The sequence below is a fragment of the Halorussus pelagicus genome, assembly GCF_004087835.1.
Lineage (GTDB): Archaea > Halobacteriota > Halobacteria > Halobacteriales > Haladaptataceae > Halorussus > Halorussus pelagicus.
Genome location: NZ_CP035120.1, coordinates 17909 through 36730, shown reverse-complemented (window position 1 = coordinate 36730; position 18822 = coordinate 17909). Strand labels below are relative to the sequence as shown.

The following is an 18822-nucleotide window of genomic DNA, read 5'->3' as shown; positions in this document are numbered from 1 at the left end:
GTCCGGTAGCGAACGAGAGGGTGAGTCGAGCAGTGAGGGACGTGGTGAGTCGAGCGGCGAGTCCCGACTCGCCGCTCGACTCACGGGAGCGACCCATCCGGCGAGTAGCAGTTGAACTGGAACTCAATGGAGTTGAGACGGTCGCCGTCGGGACCGACGGCGGCGACGGTAAACCGGCCGTGCTGGGGCGGCGGCCCAAGCGGGATGGCGTAGAGTTCTCCGGTGTTCGAGGCGAAGATATTGTGGTCCTCAGGGTCGAGTTCGCTCATATCGCGGTTCTCGTCAAGGGGGACGCTGGCGACGAGCGACCCGTCCGCGTCCTCGACACGCACCGCGATGAAGTCCTCGGAGTGAGTGGCCTCCTCGGCGACGAGCAGGCCGAGCGACACCTGTTCGTCGCCGTCAATCGGGGCCACACGGCGGAGGTACTCGTTGCCGCCGCCGTTCGACCGACTGGAACAGTGAGCAACGGACTCTTCCGCGCCGAGACACCCGGCCGAGAGCGTCAGGAGTCCGGCGACGCCGCCGAGCAGTTCGCGTCTGGAGGGCATCGATAATGAGTACCGAAGTGACTTTCAAGTATCTTGTCACTCGGGATGGCACAGCAGGCGACCGAACCGCGTGAAGTCGCTACCACGAATTTTGGTCGAACTGGGTGAAGCTAGCTATGGCCGACGCCACTCAGAACGCACAACACCGCCCCGCAGCAGCCTCACGCCTCCACCAACCTCTTCTCTGACTCCCTCCGGCGTTCAGTCGTCCACCGTCAGAGGCACGCTCTGACGAGCCTGCACTCGCTTCGCTCGCGCAGACCTCGCGCCCGCACGCGACGGATGGTAATGTATCATCTCGCGCTCATTTTTGAGGTCCCGACTGCCGCGAGCAACGCCTCTTTTGGCCTTCGGCGCTTACCCATTCATCATGAACATGCTCGTGGACGGCGAGTGGCGGACCGACGCCTACGAATCAACCGACGAGGAGGGGAACTTCGACCGGCAGGAAACCAGCTTTCGGGACTGGGTGGAAGCCGACTCCGACGCCGAGTTCCCGGCCGAGGCGGGACGGTACCACCTCTACGTCTCGCTGGCCTGCCCGTGGGCACATCGCACGCTCGTCACGCGCACGCTCAAGGGACTCGAAGACGCCATCTCGGTCTCGGTCGTGGAACCCTACCGCGAGAACGACGGGTGGGAATTCAGCCCTGACAAAGAAGGCTGTACCGAGGACCACATCAACGGCTTCGACTACCTCCGGGAGACCTACGTCGCGGCCGACTCCGAGTTCACGGGGCGCGTCACGGTGCCCGTGCTGTGGGACAAGCAGAAGGAAACCATCGTGAACAACGAGTCCGAGGAGATAATGCGGATGTTGGACACGGCATTCGACGAGGTGGCCGACCGCGACGTGACCCTCTACCCCGAGGGCGACCGCGACGAGGTGGACGAGACCATCGCGGACATCTACGAACCCATCAACAACGGCGTCTATCGCGCCGGGTTCGCCGGGACGCAGGCCGCCTACGACGAGGCCGTCACCGACCTGTTCGACGCGCTCGGCCGCTACGACGAGTTGCTGGCCGACCGGCGATACCTCTGTGGCGACCGCCTCACGGAGGCCGACGTGGCGATGTTCACCACGCTCGTCCGGTTCGATGCGGTGTATCACACCCACTTCAAGTGTAACGTGCGCCAGATTTCCGACTACGAGAACCTCTGGCCGTATCTCCGGGACCTCTACCAGACCGACGGCGTCGCCGAGACGGTGAATATGAGCCACATCAAGGAACACTACTACCGGAGCCACGCCGACCTGAACCCCAAGCAAATCGTGCCGAACGGTCCCGACGTGGACTTTACCGCGCCCCACGACCGCGAGGCGTTGTCGAGAGGAGCGGCCGAGAAGACCGACGCTTTCGCTCGATAAGCCGCCGACCGCTCGAACCGCGACGCCGCGAGGCGAACCTATTTTTCCGACGACCACCAACTCCCGACCATGGTCATGAAAGAGTCAGCGGAGAAGTTAGAGCGCGACGAATCGGTCCCCGACTTCGAGTTACGGGGCACCGACGGCGAGACCCACACGCTCGCGGATTTCGCCGACTACGAGGCCGTCCTGCTCGTCTTCACCTGTAACCACTGCCCGTACGCGAAGGCCAAGTTCGACATCCTCAACGACCTCGCGGCGGAGTACGACGACGCCGCAATCGTCGGCGTCAATCCGAACGACGAGACGGAGTATCCGGACGACTCCTACGAGAAGATGGTCGAGTACGTCGAGAACGGGACGATTGGCTACGACGCCTACCTCCGCGACGACACCCAAGCGGTCGCCGAGACCTACGGCGCGGAGTGTACGCCCGACCCATTCTTATTGAAGAACGACGGCGGCGAGTTCACCCTCGCGTACCACGGCCGCCTCGACGACGCGCTGAACCCCGACGACGACCCGACCGAAATCTACATCCGGGACGCCATCGACGCGGTGCTGGCGGGCGAGGAAGTCGATTTGGAGTTCATGCCCTCGCGGGGATGCTCTATCAAGTGGAAGTAAGACGCTCGAATCCAGCGTTTACAGTTTCGTTTTCGAAATCGGTTACGTTTTCGTAAACGCCGCTTCGTCGGAGTCGCCGCCTTCGGCGTCAGTACCGACGCTCGCTTCGCTACGTTTACAAGTCGGAGTTGATAACTCGCCGTATCATGGACGCGCGTTCGTTCGCGGCGAGAGTCCGGGACCGCGGCGGGAGTGCGCTCGCTCGTCGGTTCGGCGTGGACGCGCGGGCGCTGGCCGCGCTCCGCGTCTCGCTCGGCGTGCTTCTGCTGGCGGACCTCTACCTGCGCTCACGGGACCTCGTGGCGTTCTACACCGATTCGGGGGTTCTGCCGCGGTCGGTCCTCCGCGAGCAGTTCGGCGGTATCGCCGCCCTCTCGATTCACGCTCACTTCGGGTCGCCGTGGGCGGTTGGACTGCTCTTTCTGGTCGCCGGAGCGTTCGGGGTGGCGCTCCTACTTGGCTACCGGACGCGACTCGCAACGGTGGTCTCGTTCGTCCTCGTGGTCTCGCTCCACGCGCGGAACCCGGTCTTGCTGAACGGTGGCGACTCGTTGCTCCGCCGCCTGCTGTTCTGGGGCGCGTTCCTGCCACTGGGTCGTCGCTGGTCGGTGGACGCGCTCCGGCGCGGAGCGCGTCGAGCGGACGAGTTGCAGGACCGAGAAAGCAACGCGCGGAGTCGCGTGGCCAACCTCGCATCGGCCGCGCTATTGGTTCAGGTCGTGTTCGTCTACGCGACGAACGCGGTGTACAAACTCCGGGGCGACCTGTGGGTCAACGGCGACGCAATTCTGTACGTGTTCAGCCTCAATCAACTGACGACGGGACTCGGCGACGCGCTGGCCGACTACCCGACGCTTCTCAGGGCCTTCGACAGGGTGTGGCTCGGCCTGCTCGTCACCTCGGTCGGACTCTTAGTCCTCACCGGGTGGGCGCGGGCCGCCTTCTCCGCGCTGTTCGCCGGGATGCACCTCGGAATGGCGCTGACGATGCAGATTACCGTCTTCCCGCTGCTCTCTATCGCGGGGCTGATTCCGTTCCTGCCGTGCGTCTTCTGGGACGCCGCGACGGCGACGGCCCGCGAATCACGCCTCAGAAAGTGGTTCGACGACGCGAACATCCGCGGGCGACTTGACGCCGTGATTCCGGACGCCCGCCGAGTTTCAGAGAGAGTACGCCGCCTGCGCGGATGGGCGAAGACGCTTCGCTCGCCCGTCGTCGCAGGCCTGCTCGCGCTCGTCCTCGTCTGGAACGCGGCGGCGCTCGGCTACGTCGCCCTGCCGGAGGGCGTGAGCGACTCGGCCGACCCGAAGGAGTACCGCTGGGACATGTTCGCGCCCGAACCGCGGACGGCCGACGGCTGGTACGTCGTGGCGGGCGAGTTGGAGTCGGGCGAGCGCGCGGACGTGTTCCACGACCGAGCGGTCGAGTGGGACAAACCGCCGGACGTGGCGGCCAGCTATCGCAACATTCGGTGGTTCAAGTACATGATGGACCTCCGGGCGAGCGCGGCCGAACCGCTCCGGTCCCACTTTGCGGGCTATCTCTGCGAGCGCTGGAACGCCAACCACGAGAACGACGTGGAGCAAATTGCGCTCTACTACGTCGAACAGCCGACTCGACTCGACGGGGCGGAATCGACCCGCCGAATCAAACTGTTCCGATCTTCAGGCACCCAGAATCGGACTGTCAGTGACTGAGAGGAGTCTTCTGATGAGCACATAAACGAACAGCTATTCCACAGAACTTTGCGATTTTATAAAAGAAAACGTTAGCATAAACCGAACAAAAACGAAAGCGAGAGAAAAGGAGAACGCCCGTTCGGCGTCTACTCGCTAGCGTTTTTGCCAGCAGCTTTACTCTTATTCTTTTCGCGGCCCTTCTCCGTGCTCTTCGTCACCTCGATGCTGTCGTAGGGGGAACTTGTCGATCTGTACTTGACGTCGTACTCTTTTCCGTCGACAACCCGAGTAATCGGCTTGTCTGAAACGTCTCGGAGTCCCAGCGACTTCCGCTCGCTTGCGGTCATCGAAGTCGGTTCGACGGCCGTAGACGTAGCATAGCCTTGCGGAGTTGTACTAAATTTCACATTATTCCACGTGTTGAGGCTGTCCTTCAGCGAAGCTTCGATATCGAGGTCGGCAGAGTAGTAGTCGCTCTGGTACTGACAACGGTGGAAGAAGGCACACTCAAACCACCCGAGACTCAACTGACCCGGCGTATCGCGGTAAGCAAAACCATTCGAGACGTCAAAGTCGAACCCGTCGGCAGGCCCCATTTTTTCCTTGAGTTTCTTGTCGACTGCGAGGAAGTAGCCAGCACCTGCGACGAACGTCCCAATGGTCTGCTCCAGAATTAGCCCGCCCCAGCCGTCAAGTGTTTCGCTACCACCGTTAGGAATGACACCGTGGTCGTCATTGCTCGTGTTGGGCCGGAGTTCACCCTCCGAACCCTGAATCTTGTACTTATGACCCTTGAAGTACTCACCCGGCGCTGTCGGCTCGTTCCACTCAATCGCACCGCCGCCCGAGACCGCGAAGTCGTGAAGATAGCCGATATCCTCGCCGACGTAGTCCGATGCGAACCAATGGAGGCCGAGTTTCGAGTCAATGTCAGCTCTGTCACCCTGCCAAGTCTCAGGGAGATCGAACGAATCACTCTTTTCAAGCGTCACGTCACAGTCAGAGCAGGTCCAGTCTTCTCCTGCACTCGCTGTTCCGACAGCTCCGGTCATTGTTGCCATACTTGCGCCAGCCAGCCCTATTTTCTTCAGCACTGACCTTCTATTATCAGACATGCATTAGATAAAATAAAGCTATAAACTTAAATCTATTTTATAAAAGTATTAATTATATTTATTTTGTTTAAGATACTATAATTTTAATAAAAATATAATTCTGAAATTTTTTATTCTTACTACTAGCATAAGAACTATACACACAATGTCCATATCATTTATAAGGAATAATGTTAAAAGCGAAACGCCGTACCATTCTCTCAGCACTTGGTTGCGGAACGCTCTCAGTGGCAGGATGCTTGACCGATAGGACACCTGAGGCGACCTTAGCGAGCGTACTTGTCGTCAACGACCGCAAGAATCCCGTTGAGGTCGCCGTTCGCATCGACAAAGACGGGAGTACGCAGTATCAGGAGACCCATCGAATTTCTGGCCAAGACGCGGACGACAACGCGACCGAAATAGAGACGGACTGGATGGGAGACCAGGTCCCGTACTCAATTACCGTCAAGGTAGTCCACGCTACCGTGACGAAAACGTATACCACAAGTGACGCGGAAGAAGACGTCTCCGATTGGGGGGGGAACACCTGCTTTGACACTGCGTTCACCATCGAACCGTCGGATATACGCGTCAGTATCGGAGCGTCTGAAGACTGCTAACTGGGAAACCCACTGACCAAACACTTTACCCGAAACCCGTCGAACGACGAGGCGAGCGTGCCCGAACTCGAATCTCCTCTCGAAATCGGCGGCGTCGAACTCCCGAACCGACTCTACCGCGCGCCGCTGTTGGAGTGTGCGGGTGAGGGACCCGACGCCGCGGACGTTCTCGCCGACGAACTCGAACCCGCCGCCGCGGCGGGCGCGGGACTAGTCTGTCAGGGCGCGGCCCCCGTCCGAGAGTCGGGCGGCCGCGTCGCGCCGTCGATGACTCCCTTCGCGGACCCGACATTCGTCGCCACTCTCTCGGCGGTGCCCGAGCGAATCCACGCCCACGGCGGACGCATCTTCGCGCAACTCGACGCCGGAGGTCTCCGGAGCATGGAGACGTGGCACGCCGCGTACCGGCGGGCGAACCCCGACCTGCGCCAACTCGCGGTGTCGCGGCCGCCGTGGCCGTTCCGGGCGGCCGACCGACTCGGTGTCCTCGAACTCGACGCGCGCGCGTCCTCTCGACCGACGAAGCGTACGACCTCGCGGCGGACTTCGGGCGCGAGCGGCGTCTGCCGGACGCCGGAGGTGCTGGCCGAGCGCGGCGAGTTGGTTCGGGAAGGTGCGTACGACGGCGACAGCGGGACCAACGATTAGCGTCTCCGGTTCGTAACCCGGCGCATGTCCCGCGAAGTCACCCACGACGCGACCGGACCGCTCAAACTCGACGAGGACGACATCGACGACGAGAAAGGCGGCGTTGCGGTCTGTCTCTGCGGACTCTCGGCGGAGTACCCCTTCTGCGACGGGTCGCACAACGCGACCGACGACGAGGAACCGAGCGTGCGCTACAAGTACGAAAACGACGATTCGGACGGCGAGCGCCGCGAGATAGAGGAAATCGTCTTCGCCGAGGAGTAGCCCCAGCGAGACTCAGTTTTCGGCGTCGGTGAGCGCCCGCAGACGCTCGGAGAGGTCCCCGAGCGCGACGGTTTCGGGGGTCGCGCTCCCGGCGTCCAGTTCGCGGAACCCCGTGCCGGTCAGCACCGCGACCACCTCGTCGTCGTCGGCGAGTTCGCCGGACGCCGAGAGCCGTCGAATCCCGGCCAGCGTGGTCGCCGAGGCCGCTTCGATGCAGAATCCGGCCTCGCTGGCGAGGGTCTTCTTCGCGTCCAGAATCTCGTCGTCCGGAACCGAGAGGACTGCGCCGTCCGTCTCGCAGGCCGCCGCGAGCGCCCGCGTCCCGCTCGGGGGGTCGGCGTTGGCGATGGAGTAAGCGACCGTCTCGCTGGTTTCTTCGGCGGGCGTCACTTCGTCCGCGCCCTCGCGGTAGGCCGCCGCGATGGGGTCGCAGGCCGCCGCCTGCACGAAGTAGAGTCGCGGCAGGTCGCGCTCGGCGAGCAGGCCCGCGGTCCGGAGTTCGCGCAGGGCCTTCCACGTCGCGCTGGCGTGGCCGCCGCTACTGACCGGGAGGACGACGGCATCGGGCGCGCCGAATTTGGTGTCCGACGCGTCGGAAGCGCCCGGCGCGCGCTCCGACCGAGCGCGCGCCTCGCTGGCGAACGCCTCGCAGAGTTCCAGCGCCGTGGTCTTCTGCCCGGCCACGCGCAAGGGCGTGTCGGAGTTGACGAACTCGACGGGCGCGTCGGCGTCGAGCGTTTCGCGGTAGAGGCGACCGTAGTCGCCCGCAATCCGGACGAGGGCGGGGTCGTACTGTGCAATCGCCGCGAGTCGTTCGCCCGAGATGTCGTCGGGCACGAGAACCAGCGCGCGCGGGGCGTCGGTCCCGCCGACGCCCGCCGCGTTCGCGGCGACGCTCATCGCCATGTTGCCGTGCGAGACGGTGCCGACCCACTCGCGGCCCGCGGCCACGGCCCACGCGACGCCCACCGCGCTCCCGCGGTCCTTGAAACTCCCAGTCGGGTTCTCGCTCTCGTCTTTCAGCCAGAGTCGGCATCCGGCGTCGGCGTCAAGACCCGACGCGCGGACGAGCGGAGTCGCGCCAGCGGTCCCGCTCACGCCCTCGCTGGCGCGCGAGCGACCCCGAATCTCGGCCGGGAGGAGGTCGGCGTAGCGCCAGACGCCGATTCCCGAGTCGGGCCACGCGAACGACTCGGCCGCGGCGTCGGTGTCGAACCAGAGCGGTTCCCCGCAGTCACAGCGCTTGCGCTCGGGGAACCGGGCGGTCGCCCCACAGCGATAGCACGTCAGGGGCGCGTCGGTCATCGAATCGCGTCCTCGTCGTCGCGGCGAGGACTCGCGGAATCGCGTCCCATGGCGTCCTCGTAGGCGCGCTGAGCGCGCTCGGTCCCCGAAGCGAGATAGCCCGCGTCGGTACCGACGATTTGGTAGTCGTAGCCGTACTCCGCCCAGAGTCGAATCTCGCCGTCGTCGGTCGCCAGCGTGCCGACCGGCGTGTCGGTCTCGTGCGCCCGGTCGAGGACCGTCTCGACCGCCTCGCAAAAGCGGTCGCTCTCGTACTCGCCGAAGACGCCCAGCGAACCCGAGAGGTCCGCCGGGCCGACAAGCAGAGCGTCAACGCCCTCAACGGCGGCGATGTCGCCCGCCTCGGCCACCGCCGCCTCGGTCTCGACCTGTACGATTACCGCGGGGGTCCGCCCGTCGCCGACCTGCGCGGCGAGGTCTCGGCCGTAGTCGTTGGCGCGCGACCCCGCGATTCCCCGGATTCCCTCGGGCGGGTAGCGCGCGGCCTCAACCGCTTCGCGGGCCTCCGCGGCCGACTCCACCATCGGGACGAGGACACCGGAAACGCCGGTGTCCAGCACGCGCTTGATTCGCACGGGGTCGTTGTCCGCGACGCGGGCGAGAAGCACCGCGTTCCCGACAGATTCGACCGCGCGAGCCACGTTCGCCACGGTTTCGAGGTCAGTCGGCGCGTGTTCGGTGTCCACGACCGCGAAGTCGGCGTCGCGGGCGCAGACCTCCGCGACGGCCGGGTGGCCGAGCGAGAGCCAGTGGCCGACCACGGGGTCACCGTCGCGGAGCAGTCGTCTGAACGCCGTCGCGTCCGTCATGGGTAACTCGTAGGCGTCGCCCGGCAAGTAGGTTTCCGAGTCGGCAAGGACGTTTCGAGAACGCTCGGCTCGCTACAGGGCAGCAAAAGAGGAAAAACGAAGCCGAGGAACGGTCACTGCGCCCGCACGCTCGTCACGATGAAGGCGTAACCGAGAGTCGTGACGGCGTAGTTGGCGGTCAACAGAGTCCGACTCTGGGAAAAGTCAGTCACGAACGCGCTGTAGGTCGTCGCAACCGCGGCCGCGACGACGAACGAAAAGCCGACTGTCAGCAAGAGCATCGAGCGGTTCTCGGTTTCGAGGTAGGCGCGGGCCGACTTAGCGACGAGCGTGAGTCCCGCGACGCCGAGGGCGGCGCTGAGAACGACGTAGGCGACTTCCATGGGTTGCATTTCGTTAGTTAGTCGTGTCCCACTCTAGAGATTTAAAACTACCCGACAGTTATCAGGAAAGATAACGAATGTTTACCGACGAAGCGGTGTCGTGGGCGACCTCTCGACGACGCGGCGAGTCGTCGTCGCAGGCCGGGTTTCGAGAAGCGTAAATAGTAACGTAATCGCTTCCGCAAACGAAATCGTAAACGAAAACGTAAACTAGCTATCGAGCGAGCAGATTGCGGGCGTAGGTTCGCGCCACTCGACGCACACAAACAGACAGGAACCGCATAACAAAGGCCGAAAGGCGAGAAGCGAACTCCATGTCAGTTCGAAGCGGGAACCTAACGGAAAAGTGGTACGAGTACGTGTACCGCGACCGCGGCGAATCGGTGCGTCGGTTCGTGGAGCGATACCCCGACGAGCGCGCGCTGTCGGTGAATTGCGACCGGTTCGGACACGACTACCAGTTCGTCCGGCCGCTCCTGCGCAACCCCGACGAGGCGCTTCGCGCCGGGAAAGCGGCGCTCAGACGAGTCCTCGACGACGGAGTAGACCGCGAGATGCAGGACGTGTACCTCCGGGTCAGCAACCTGCCCGACGAGAGCGAGGTGGCCCTAGAGGACATTCGGGCGAGCCATCTGAACGAATTACACACCGTTCACGGCGTCGTCGCCGACACCGGCCCAGTTCGGCCGAAAGTCGTCCGGGCGGGGTTCCGATGCGCAAAGTGCGAGACGGTAACGCGCTACGTCGCCCAACCCGGCCGCGAGTTCCAGGCGCACGCCAAGTGTCCGCGGTGCAGTTCGGTGGGCTATCTCTCGTTCGCGCCGGAGACCAGCGACTACGTTGACGCGCGGGAGGTCCGCGTTCGGGACCCCACGGGTGAGGCGGAACTCCCAGTCCTGCTCGAACACGACCTGACCGACGCCGTGTCGGACGGCGACGAGGTCCGAATCGTTGCCATCCCGCGCGCCAGTCTGGCCGACGACTCGACCGTCGCGGAGACGTGGCTCGAGTCCGTGAGTATGGAATGCTTAACCGCTCCGTCCCGATAGTGTCAGTCGGTTTCGCAATCTTTCCGCCGTGATAGTTCCGGCCTCTCGAAATGGCCACCATACTTTTGCCGATACGGAAATTCCGGTCTAGAAGGGGAGACGATGTACGACCTAACAGGATTCCAACGAGACTTGCTCTACGTCATCGCGGGACGAGACGAACCGCACGGCCTCGCTATCAAGGACGAACTCGAATCGTACTACGAAAAAGAGATTCATCACGGCCGACTCTATCCGAACCTCGATACGCTCGTGGACAAGGGGTTCGTGGAGAAGGGCCAGCGCGACCGGCGGACAAACTACTACACGCTGACCCGCCGCGGCACCCGAGAAATCGAGGCCCGCCGCGAGTGGGAGACCCAGTACGTCGATCTGCCACAGGAAGCGACCGCCTAAGCGTACCGGAAACAGTCCGGCGAATCAGGGGTGCGAGGGAGCGAGCGTCGCGCCGACGACCGCCGCGTCGAGCGACTGCACCCAGCGAATCACGGGAGTAGCGCCACTAACGACGTACTCGTCTCCCGACTCCTCGACGACGCCGAGGTCTACCAACTTCTCGACGTGATGCCAGACGCGCTTGCGCGAGACGCCGCTCAGTCGATGGATATCCTCCTGTTCGAGCGACTGGTCCGGGTCCACCTCCAACAGCGCGTCGAGCATCAGGCGCACCGATTCGAGTCGCGCGAGGTACTCAAATCCGGACTCGTCGTCGGGCGCGCCCGTGGTCTCGACGGCGGCCGATAGCTCCGTGACCGCGTGATAGACGATGGCACAGTCGTTGATTCGATACGCGCCCTCGTCAGCAATCAGCACGCCGAGCGAGATGAGCGCGTCGATGGCCGCTTCGACCGCTGGTTCGTCAAGGTCAGCACGCGAGGCGAGATCGTCCACGCCGTAGCGCGCGTCGGTGTCGGCGTCAAGGAGCGCCGCGAGTAGCGACCGGACCGACTTCTCGCCGGTCAGCCAGAGCCACCCGCTCGGGTAGGCCCGCCGGGCCTCGGCGGGGTCGCCGCCCTCAACGAGGTTCCACATCTCCTGCTCGGTGTCGCTCGTGCGTAACTGGGCGTCGTCGGCCGTGGGGAGGGTCATTACTGTGGGGGTATCACGGCGACGGTAAAAAGCTACCGCGCACCGCGACGAGTCTGTCCCGAGAGTATCATCTCGGCCGGGTGGTCTCGCAATCGACGCACCAGCGGAGGTCCCCCGCGTCGCGGAACCGTGAGTACATCCCGCGAAGGGCCTCCACGGCGGTGTCTGGGAGGACGTGGAACTCCACGCTTCCGTAGCGAATCACGACCCGAAACGCCGTCGAGTGGCGCTCGTCGTGGACCAGATAGACCGGCGCGGGGAGTTCGAACCAGTCGCCGTAGATGTATCGGTCGGCGTCCAAAACCCCCTCCACGAGCGTGGTTAGCTCCTCTTCGGGAACCTCGGGGTCTGGCGAGAGTCGAAAGACGGTGCCGCCCTCGTACTCGACGCCGCCGTCCCGAGGGTAGACTCGCTCGGGCCGCCGGGGGATGTCGAACGTCGGCGCGTCGTCGGTCACGAACCGAGGTACGTCGGCATCCGTTATCAATCTCCACGTCGAGTGTCAGTACGTAGTTATTTTCGAGCGACGCGCTCGAAGACATTTGCATTTTCGCTTACGATATCGTTTACGCAAACGTTTCCGGCCTGAAAGTCGGTCGTCGGTCGATTTTGAGCGCAGGATTCGCCAGTGCAGTTGTTCGAACACCGACGGCATTGTTAACGAAAACGAAAACGTATAGGTTTACGATAGCAGTTTCGGAAACGATAGCGTAGTCTAGCGAGGCGACTTCGGGAAGGAGCGGAGTCGGAAAGTGGCGGGGTCGGACCCAAAACCACACTCGAAATCGAATACGCAATCGTTTTCGAAAACGCGAACGTAATCGTCTTCGTTACCAGTTTCGAAAACGAAATGAAAAACGATACCGTAAACGTCCAAATATAGTTTCTTTAGACGTTCCGACGGGCGTACTCGCCAGACGCGTCGGCAAGCAGATCGAGATACTTCGGGGCGGCCTCTCGGAGACCGAGTCGGACTGCGAGCCGGACGATTTCGCTCCGGTCGAGCGAATCCGTCTCGATTTCCCGGCCGAGCGCGCCTTGCAGGGCGGTGCCAACGGCTTCGAGGTCGTGCTGGCGGTCGTCGAGCGTCGAGAGGAGCGCGGTTACCGACTCGTCTCTGGCCGCGAACGTCTTAGCCTGCTCGCCCGAGTCGATGGCCGCGATGGCGTCCACGAGGTCTTCGAACAGGTCTTCGGTGCCGTCCTCGCGCGCGTCCTGTTCGGCGAGACGGTCGGTGCGTTGGGTCTGCTGGCGGAGTTCTTCAAGGTCGGGGTCGCTCACGCGGTCTCACCTCCGACCGGAGCGGCGCGCTCGGACTCTTCCAGTCGCTCGACCAACGTCGCGGCATTTTCCAGAAATGCTTCGCGCGCGCGTCGGGCCGTGGTCGAGGGGTCCTCCAGCGCGAACGCGGTCCGGCCGGATTCGGCGGCGTTGCGGATGTCCTGGCTGACGGGGACGTGCGAGGAGACGAACGCCTCGGGATAGGCCTCCTCGAAGGCGTCGAGATACTCCTCGGCGAGTTTCGTGCGCGTGTCTACCTTGTTCGGGAGAACCATGGCGAGTTCCACGTCCACGTCGAAGTTCGCGCCGATTTTGTCGAGGTCGGCCCGGAGCGCCTCGGCCTGCTCGGACTCGAACGGTCCCATCTCGACCGGCGCGATGACGTTGCGCGCGGCCCAGAGACCGTTGTAGCTGACGTTGTTCGTCAGGCCGGGCAGGTCGATGAGGATGGCGTCGTAGCCGAGCGGTTCGATGTACTCGTCGAGAAACGAGTCGAGACGCGAGTAGCGGTCGTGGGCGTCGTCGATGTTGCCGAGTTCGGCGTCGAGACTGTCTAGTCCTGGATGGGCCGGAATCAGGTCAACGCCCTCGTCGGTCTCCAGAATGAGGTCGTCCACCGCGGCGTCGCCCAACTTCTCGGCGATAGCGCCCCACTGGTCTTGAAAGACTGTCGAGATGTTTGGCCAGTCGTCGTCCTCGGCAATCTGGCGCTCGACCGTCTCCCACCGGCCGAAATGCTTGACGAGGTCGCCCTGTTTGCCAGCGAGGTCGATGAGCAACACGTCGTTGCCCTGTTCGGCGAGCGCAACACCGAGGTGGGCCGCCGTCGTGGTCTTGCCCGTTCCCCCTTTGTCGAGGAAAGTGCAGGCGCGGATGGATCGAGACATGATTTGCGTTTGCGCAAACGCAAACGAGCCATTTAATCCTTCGTCAGACACCTGTGAGAGAAATAACATTTACGGATGCGTTTACGTTTGCGTAAACGCATTCGGAAATACCGTCGTGAGAAGGCCGGAATCGCTAACCACCGCGGCCGCCTACGAGCGCGTATGGACCTGTTCTTCGTCGCCGCGGTCCTGCTACTGCTTGCTGGCGTCGTCGGTAGCGTCGTCCCGGTGGTTCCCGGTGCGGGCCTCTCACTGGCGGGAATCTATCTCTACTGGTGGTCGTCTGGCTACGCGACGCCGGAGTTGGGTGTACTAGTCGCGTTCACGCTCGTGGGACTCGGTGCCGTCGTCGCCGACCACTTCGGCGGTGCGCTGGCCGCGAGCGCGGGCGGCGCGTCGATAAAGACGACCGCACTGGCGACGGTCCTCAGTATTCCGCTTCTATTCGTCGCGGGACCAGTCGGACTCGTCCTCGGCATCGCGGCTACCGTGTTCGCTGCCGAGTTCTACCGAACTCGAAGCGCCGGGCAGGGCGCGCGGGCGGCGGTCTTCGCCGCGGTCGGCGTCCTCGGGTCGGCGGTGGTCCAACTGGTCGTGACGCTCTCGCTGCTCGTCGGATTCCTGTTCGTCGCGCTCTAACCTTTTTGTCCGACCGGGAAGTAGTAGCGTGCATGAAGACGTACGCGGCGGTTCTCGTGGGGGCGATGGTGCTGCTCGGGGGTTGTATCGGGGGACTCGGCGGTACCGCCACCGATGATGCGAATCGACAGCCGACGACGGAACCGGCATCGACTGCAAACACCACGAGCGCGGACGCGACGCCGCCGACCACGACTGACGTGGAACGCACGGTCAACGCGACGTTCGTCGTGGAGGACGGCGAGAACGAGACGGTGTCGCTCATGGTCGCCGACGAACGGAGCGAGCGCCAGTCGGGACTGATGCACCGCGAGGAGTTGGCGAACCGGACCGGGATGGTGTTCGTCTACGAGAACGCCCAACAGGTGTCGTTCTGGATGAAGAACACCCTGATTCCGCTGGACATGATCTTCCTCGGTCCCGACCGGAGCGTCCTGAACGTCCAGCACGCCACCCCGCAACCGAACGCCTCCGGCGGCGAGTTGAAAACCTACCCGAGCGACGGCGAAGCCAAATACGTCGTGGAACTCCCGCGCGGATTCGCCAACCGGACCGGCGTCGGTCCCGGAACGGAACTCGTGTTCGAGGACGCCCCTCCGGAAGCCGAGTCGAGCGGCTGGTTGCCGTCGATGAGTCTCTAACCGGCAGAATCGGGCGGAACACAAAGCATATATGAAGGGCGTGTGACCAACGATACACCTCGGGTAGGGGTACACGAGGTGCTTTCTTTCGACGTTACCGAGTAGCGATGGGTAGCCAAGCGCGACGTACGCATACGTTTGCGTTTGCGTTTCTGGAAACGCAAACGCATGCGTAAACGTCGAGTCATCGGGAGAGTCGGCGGCGTCGAATCGTCTCTAACGGAAAATCGGCCAGCGCGGGAATCGAACCGGACGCCCGCGCTCACCCCCGTTCGTGCCACTCCTCTCGGAGCAGTCCGTACTGAATCATATCGCGGTGGTCGCCATCGACGAACATGTACTTGCGGCACCGGCCCTCCGTCTCGAAGCCGAGCGATTCCAACAGGCCCCGAGAGGCGTCGTTGAAGTCGAAGGCTTTCGCGCCGACGGCGGGGGTGTCGTACTCCCGGAAGACGTAATCGAGGGCGAGCGCGACGGCTTCCGTCCCGTACCCCTCGCCGTGAACCGCCGGGACAAGCCAGTAGCCGAGTTCGGGGCGCTTGTAGTCGGCGTCCACAACATCCACCTGCCCGATTCGGGTCACGTTTTCGTCGTCGGTCGCGGGGTCGGCATCGTCGCCGTCGAGACAGACCAGAAACCGGTCGTCGCCGTCGTCCTCGATGCGTTCCTCGTGGGTCGCGCGAGTCATCACGGGATTGCCGAGCGGGTAGCGAATCTCGGGGTTCGTGCCTGCGCGTTGGACGAACGAGGCGTCTTCGGATTCGACAGTCCGAAGGGTGACGCGCTCGCCGCGCTGGACGTATGCACCAGGCATACCCGTAGCATCAGCGAGACCGAGGATATGTTTTCCGTAACGAAACCGCTACACGTCGCCCGCGAACGCGGTCAGTACCGACGACTCCGCCCGGCGAAGGAGTTCTCCGGCGGTGCTGGCCGCGCAGTCGAGTTCCGCGGCAACGTCCTCGACCGTCCCCGTCCGGGGGACCTCGTAGTAACCGACCGCGACCGCGGCCTCCAGCGCGGCCCGCTGGCGGTCGGTCACGTCGGTCGGCGACGACCACCGCGAGAACTCGTGGACTTCCTCGATTGCGGCGTCGAGCGTGTCGGCGAGGTCGTCGTAGAACGCGCCGAGGCGGTCGGACTGGCCGACCGCCTCGAAGGTAACCCGGCCGGTGTCCCGGAACACGACCGGCGGGACGAACACCACCCGCGACCGGGCGACGAGTTCGAGGACCGGCCCGCCGAGTTCGTACTCGGACTGGCCGACGAACGCGTAGGTTCCCCCGTCGCCCGAGACGAGGTGGGTGGAGACCACCGACTCCACCGCGTCCAACGCGTCGGCGACGGCCTCGCGGTCGGCGTCGAACCACGAGAGCGTCGTCACCGAGGACATCGGTCCCCACATCAACAGTTCCATCCGCGAGACCGGGTGACCGGCCATCATCCGGCGATGAATCGGGTGGGCCAGTTCGTCCGAGTAGCGGACGCTAAACGAGACTCGCTTCACGACGAACGCGACGGCCGTAGAACACTTATAAACAAGCGTATCAGTCCGGCGAAATGGACTCTCGGGGCGAACGCGAACAGACGAGCATGAAGTCGGAACGCGCCGAGGAAGTGACTGGAGCGCAGGCAGGCGAAGTACGGTCGGGCGGAGCATCCACAGTCCGGACGGTCTCGACCGAAACGGGCGGAACCGTCGCGTACGCGGAGTACGGAGCGACGGACAGGACCACGGACAAAGCGACCGACGCCACGCCGGTCGCGTTCTTCCACGGGACGCCGGGGTCGCACGTCCTTGGGGAGTTGTACGACGAGGCGGCGCGACGGCGAGGCGTCAGACTGCTCGCCGTGGAGCGGCCCGGATACGGCGACTCGACGCCGCGCCCCGAGCGAGCGCCGACCGACGCGGGCGAATACCTGCGCCCGGTGCTGGACGACGCCGGAGTCTCGCGGGTCGGCGTCGTGGCATTCTCGGGCGGAGCGTCCCACGCGCTCGCGCTCGGAGCCACCTGCGCGGAGTTGGTGACCGAAATCGACATCGTATCGGGCGCGACCCCGCCGTCGCTCCGGGCCGAGACGCCGCGGATGATTCGACTGCTCGGAACGCTGGCCGAGCGGACGCCGCGACTCCTGACGGGACTGCTCGGCGTCCAGACGTGGCTGGCCGAGCGCGGACCGCCCTCGGTCGTCGTCGGCCAGTACACCGACGAGGGCGGCGAGATACCCGACGAGGCGGCCGAAATCGTCCGCCGGGACTTCGTTCGCGCGCTCGACGCTCGGCGCGAGGGGATGGTGACCGAGAGCAAACAGTCAGTTCGGGAGTGGGAATTTTCGCTGGCCGACATCGACCGGCCGGTCCGGCTCTGGCACGGGAAGCAAGATGGGAACGTTCCGGTCGAGGGCGCTCGGAGCCTCGCCGAGCGGATTCCGGACGCCGACTTGACCGTCTTCGAGACGGACGACCACCTCTCGGCGCTGCTCCGGAGTCGGTCCCGGATTTTGGAGCGACACGCAAGCGACGGCGAGCCATAAAAAGACGGACGAGGAAAGGCGGAAGGTGAGGGAACGAGACGACGGCTCAGAGGTCCTGAAACGCGCCGACGAAGTCGTCGTGGTCGTCCAATTGCTCGCGGGTGTCGTCAACTTCCGCGCTGAGTTCCTGAATTTCGTCTTCCAGTTCGGCGTACTCCTCGTTGGTCCGGAGCGCCTCGGAGTCTTTCTCGGACTCAAGGACCGCTTTCTTCGAGACCAGCGAGTAGTATTCCTGTAACTTCGCGCCGTAATCGACGCGAGTGAGCATCTTCTCGACGGTGTCCTGAAGTTCGTCCTTCGTAACCGGCTTGACGAGGTAGTCGTCGAAGCCCATTTCGAGAATGTCGAAGTCAGGTTTGACTGCGGTCACCATGACCACGCGACAGTTGAGGTCGCGTTCGCGGATGACTGCCAGTACCTCGTCGCCGGACTGGCCCGGCATCCGGCGGTCCAGCAAAACAACATCCACGGAGTCGTCGAGAACGTCAAGGGCTTCGTCGCCCTCGTAGGCACTCAGCACGCGATAGTCCGCCTGCAACCACATCGCGTAGAGGTCGGCAACATCTTGCTCGTCATCGACGACGAGAACTGTCGATTGGTCGGGAGACATGATCGTTTCGGGGCGGCGTCGTATCGCCTCTGGTTACTGACTGAATCATGCAACAAGATAAACTTATATCTTGTGGTTACGAGTCCGAAACTATTCCCGAGAGATAAATCGTCGTCGTGTCGGTCTCTTGGTGGCTCTGGCGGCGGAACCTAAGCGGGCGACGGGACTTCGTAGAGTGAAACGCGGATTATACTTTACTCCAATTAGATACATCTCTGAACGTTTACAATCCCGAAAGAAAAGAGGTCGAACTGAGAAAATAGTGTTTTTTCAACACTTTATAGCGGAATAACTAAGTCGGTCGAGACGGTAGCGTTCGATGGCTATGTCGAAGACCAGTGATCGTTTTTGCCACGGGCAGTGACCCGGAGACTACTCCGGAGCAACGATTCGAGAGACTTCTGAATCTCCCGCCGAGCGCGAAACTCGTCTACAAAGTGCTGGAGCAAGCGGACGCGGCGTTGACGCAGAGTCAAATTCGTGACCAGGCGCTCCTCCCGGCGCGGACGACGCGGGACGCGCTGAGTAAACTCGAAGACCAAGGACTCGTTGTCGAACAGCTGTACGTCCCTGACGCGCGCAAGCGGTTGTACGACCGCCGGTCGGTCGAAGCCCCCGAGGACGCCGAACTGTCGGGGTAACACTCTGGAGGGCATTTAAAGAGGCGTCATACCATGCAGTACAGCTAACCGTGTATCGGACGCGTGTAGATACGCCTGCCAGACGCCCCGGCGTC

23 protein-coding genes and 1 pseudogene are annotated in these 18822 nt (G+C 63.4%); 12 read left to right on the top strand and 12 right to left on the bottom strand.

Annotated features, from left to right (window positions below):
• Window positions 1-80: 80 nt before the first annotated feature.
• On the bottom strand, window positions 81-551 hold the full coding sequence (locus tag EP007_RS15375) for a hypothetical protein (RefSeq protein WP_128478661.1): 471 nt from the start codon (window positions 549-551) through the stop codon (window positions 81-83).
• A gap of 370 nt (window positions 552-921) precedes the next feature.
• Here EP007_RS15375 and EP007_RS15370 point away from each other — a divergent pair, with 370 nt between their 5' ends.
• From EP007_RS15370 to EP007_RS15360, 3 genes are all read left to right on the top strand, one after another.
• Window positions 922-1923: a glutathione S-transferase family protein gene (locus EP007_RS15370; RefSeq protein ID WP_128478660.1), complete on the top strand. Its 1002-nt coding sequence runs from the start codon at window positions 922-924 to the stop codon at window positions 1921-1923.
• Window positions 1924-1992: 69 nt separating this feature from the next.
• Window positions 1993-2550 carry a thioredoxin family protein gene (locus EP007_RS15365; RefSeq protein WP_208023620.1) on the top strand — a complete coding sequence of 186 codons (558 nt, stop codon included), beginning with the start codon at window positions 1993-1995 and terminating at the stop codon, window positions 2548-2550.
• Window positions 2551-2696: 146 nt separating this feature from the next.
• Window positions 2697-4247, top strand: coding sequence for an HTTM domain-containing protein (locus EP007_RS15360; RefSeq protein WP_208023619.1), 1551 nt, complete (start codon window positions 2697-2699; stop codon window positions 4245-4247).
• A 128-nt stretch (window positions 4248-4375) separates the two neighbouring features.
• On the opposite strand, the gene EP007_RS15355 is transcribed toward EP007_RS15360, so the two are convergent.
• Window positions 4376-5344, bottom strand: coding sequence for a hypothetical protein (locus EP007_RS15355; protein ID WP_128478659.1), 969 nt, complete (start codon window positions 5342-5344; stop codon window positions 4376-4378).
• 239 nt (window positions 5345-5583) lie between these two features.
• Between EP007_RS15355 and EP007_RS15350 the strand changes: the two genes are divergently transcribed.
• The 3 genes and pseudogenes from EP007_RS15350 (at window position 5584) to EP007_RS15340 (ending at window position 6858) form a co-directional block, all read left to right on the top strand.
• Window positions 5584-5946, top strand: a complete 363-nt coding sequence (locus tag EP007_RS15350; protein WP_128478658.1) for a hypothetical protein — start codon at window positions 5584-5586, stop codon at window positions 5944-5946.
• A gap of 57 nt (window positions 5947-6003) precedes the next feature.
• Window positions 6004-6524: pseudogene (locus tag EP007_RS15345) on the top strand (NADH:flavin oxidoreductase); the annotation flags it as partial.
• Window positions 6525-6618: 94 nt separating this feature from the next.
• A complete protein-coding gene (locus EP007_RS15340; RefSeq protein WP_128478657.1) occupies window positions 6619-6858 on the top strand; it encodes a CDGSH iron-sulfur domain-containing protein in 240 nt (79 codons plus the stop codon).
• Window positions 6859-6870: 12 nt separating this feature from the next.
• Here EP007_RS15340 and EP007_RS15335 read toward each other — a convergent pair whose 3' ends face one another.
• From EP007_RS15335 to EP007_RS15325, 3 genes are all read right to left on the bottom strand, one after another.
• The gene (locus EP007_RS15335; protein ID WP_128478656.1) at window positions 6871-8163 is read right to left on the bottom strand and encodes a threonine synthase; all 1293 of its coding nucleotides are present in this window, start codon (window positions 8161-8163) and stop codon (window positions 6871-6873) included.
• Entirely contained in the window at window positions 8160-8972 is an 813-nt protein-coding gene (locus EP007_RS15330) for an HpcH/HpaI aldolase family protein (protein ID WP_128478655.1), read from the bottom strand. Before EP007_RS15330 ends, EP007_RS15335 begins: the two co-directional genes overlap by 4 nt.
• 113 nt (window positions 8973-9085) lie before the next feature.
• The gene (locus EP007_RS15325; RefSeq protein ID WP_128478654.1) at window positions 9086-9364 is read right to left on the bottom strand and encodes a hypothetical protein; all 279 of its coding nucleotides are present in this window, start codon (window positions 9362-9364) and stop codon (window positions 9086-9088) included.
• A gap of 305 nt (window positions 9365-9669) precedes the next feature.
• Here EP007_RS15325 and EP007_RS15320 point away from each other — a divergent pair, with 305 nt between their 5' ends.
• Window positions 9670-10404, top strand: coding sequence for a minichromosome maintenance protein MCM (locus EP007_RS15320; RefSeq protein WP_128478653.1), 735 nt, complete (start codon window positions 9670-9672; stop codon window positions 10402-10404).
• Between the two features lie 102 nt (window positions 10405-10506).
• Window positions 10507-10800: a PadR family transcriptional regulator gene (locus EP007_RS15315; RefSeq protein WP_128478652.1), complete on the top strand. Its 294-nt coding sequence runs from the start codon at window positions 10507-10509 to the stop codon at window positions 10798-10800.
• Window positions 10801-10824: 24 nt separating this feature from the next.
• Here EP007_RS15315 and EP007_RS15310 read toward each other — a convergent pair whose 3' ends face one another.
• The 4 genes from EP007_RS15310 to EP007_RS15295 form a co-directional block, all read right to left on the bottom strand.
• Entirely contained in the window at window positions 10825-11493 is a 669-nt protein-coding gene (locus EP007_RS15310; protein WP_128478651.1) for a helix-turn-helix domain-containing protein, read from the bottom strand.
• 67 nt (window positions 11494-11560) lie between these two features.
• Window positions 11561-11950 (bottom strand): hypothetical protein, encoded by a 390-nt coding sequence (locus EP007_RS15305; protein WP_128478650.1) that lies wholly within the window; start codon window positions 11948-11950, stop codon window positions 11561-11563.
• Between the two features lie 431 nt (window positions 11951-12381).
• Entirely contained in the window at window positions 12382-12774 is a 393-nt protein-coding gene (locus EP007_RS15300; RefSeq protein WP_128478649.1) for a hypothetical protein, read from the bottom strand.
• Window positions 12771-13661 carry a ParA family protein gene (locus EP007_RS15295; protein ID WP_128478648.1) on the bottom strand — a complete coding sequence of 297 codons (891 nt, stop codon included), beginning with the start codon at window positions 13659-13661 and terminating at the stop codon, window positions 12771-12773. Before EP007_RS15295 ends, EP007_RS15300 begins: the two co-directional genes overlap by 4 nt.
• Window positions 13662-13823: 162 nt before the next feature.
• On the opposite strand from EP007_RS15295, the gene EP007_RS15290 reads away from it, so the two are divergent.
• Together EP007_RS15290 and EP007_RS15285 are read left to right on the top strand one after the other, a co-directional pair.
• Window positions 13824-14300, top strand: a complete 477-nt coding sequence (locus tag EP007_RS15290) for a DUF456 domain-containing protein (RefSeq protein ID WP_128478647.1) — start codon at window positions 13824-13826, stop codon at window positions 14298-14300.
• Window positions 14301-14332: 32 nt separating this feature from the next.
• The gene (locus tag EP007_RS15285) at window positions 14333-14941 is read left to right on the top strand and encodes a DUF192 domain-containing protein (protein ID WP_128478646.1); all 609 of its coding nucleotides are present in this window, start codon (window positions 14333-14335) and stop codon (window positions 14939-14941) included.
• A gap of 262 nt (window positions 14942-15203) precedes the next feature.
• Here the strand turns inward: EP007_RS15285 and EP007_RS15280 are convergent, their stop codons facing one another.
• A complete protein-coding gene (locus tag EP007_RS15280) occupies window positions 15204-15755 on the bottom strand; it encodes a GNAT family N-acetyltransferase (RefSeq protein WP_128478645.1) in 552 nt (183 codons plus the stop codon).
• 48 nt (window positions 15756-15803) lie between these two features.
• The gene (locus EP007_RS15275; protein ID WP_128478644.1) at window positions 15804-16448 is read right to left on the bottom strand and encodes a helix-turn-helix domain-containing protein; all 645 of its coding nucleotides are present in this window, start codon (window positions 16446-16448) and stop codon (window positions 15804-15806) included.
• Between the two features lie 53 nt (window positions 16449-16501).
• On the opposite strand from EP007_RS15275, the gene EP007_RS15270 reads away from it, so the two are divergent.
• Window positions 16502-17476: an alpha/beta fold hydrolase gene (locus EP007_RS15270; protein WP_243700498.1), complete on the top strand. Its 975-nt coding sequence runs from the start codon at window positions 16502-16504 to the stop codon at window positions 17474-17476.
• Window positions 17477-17522: 46 nt separating this feature from the next.
• Here EP007_RS15270 and EP007_RS15265 read toward each other — a convergent pair whose 3' ends face one another.
• The gene (locus EP007_RS15265) at window positions 17523-18086 is read right to left on the bottom strand and encodes a response regulator transcription factor (protein ID WP_128478643.1); all 564 of its coding nucleotides are present in this window, start codon (window positions 18084-18086) and stop codon (window positions 17523-17525) included.
• A 461-nt stretch (window positions 18087-18547) separates the two neighbouring features.
• Between EP007_RS15265 and EP007_RS18330 the strand changes: the two genes are divergently transcribed.
• Window positions 18548-18727, top strand: coding sequence for a hypothetical protein (locus tag EP007_RS18330; protein WP_394346055.1), 180 nt, complete (start codon window positions 18548-18550; stop codon window positions 18725-18727).
• The last annotated feature ends 95 nt before the right edge of the window (window positions 18728-18822 follow it).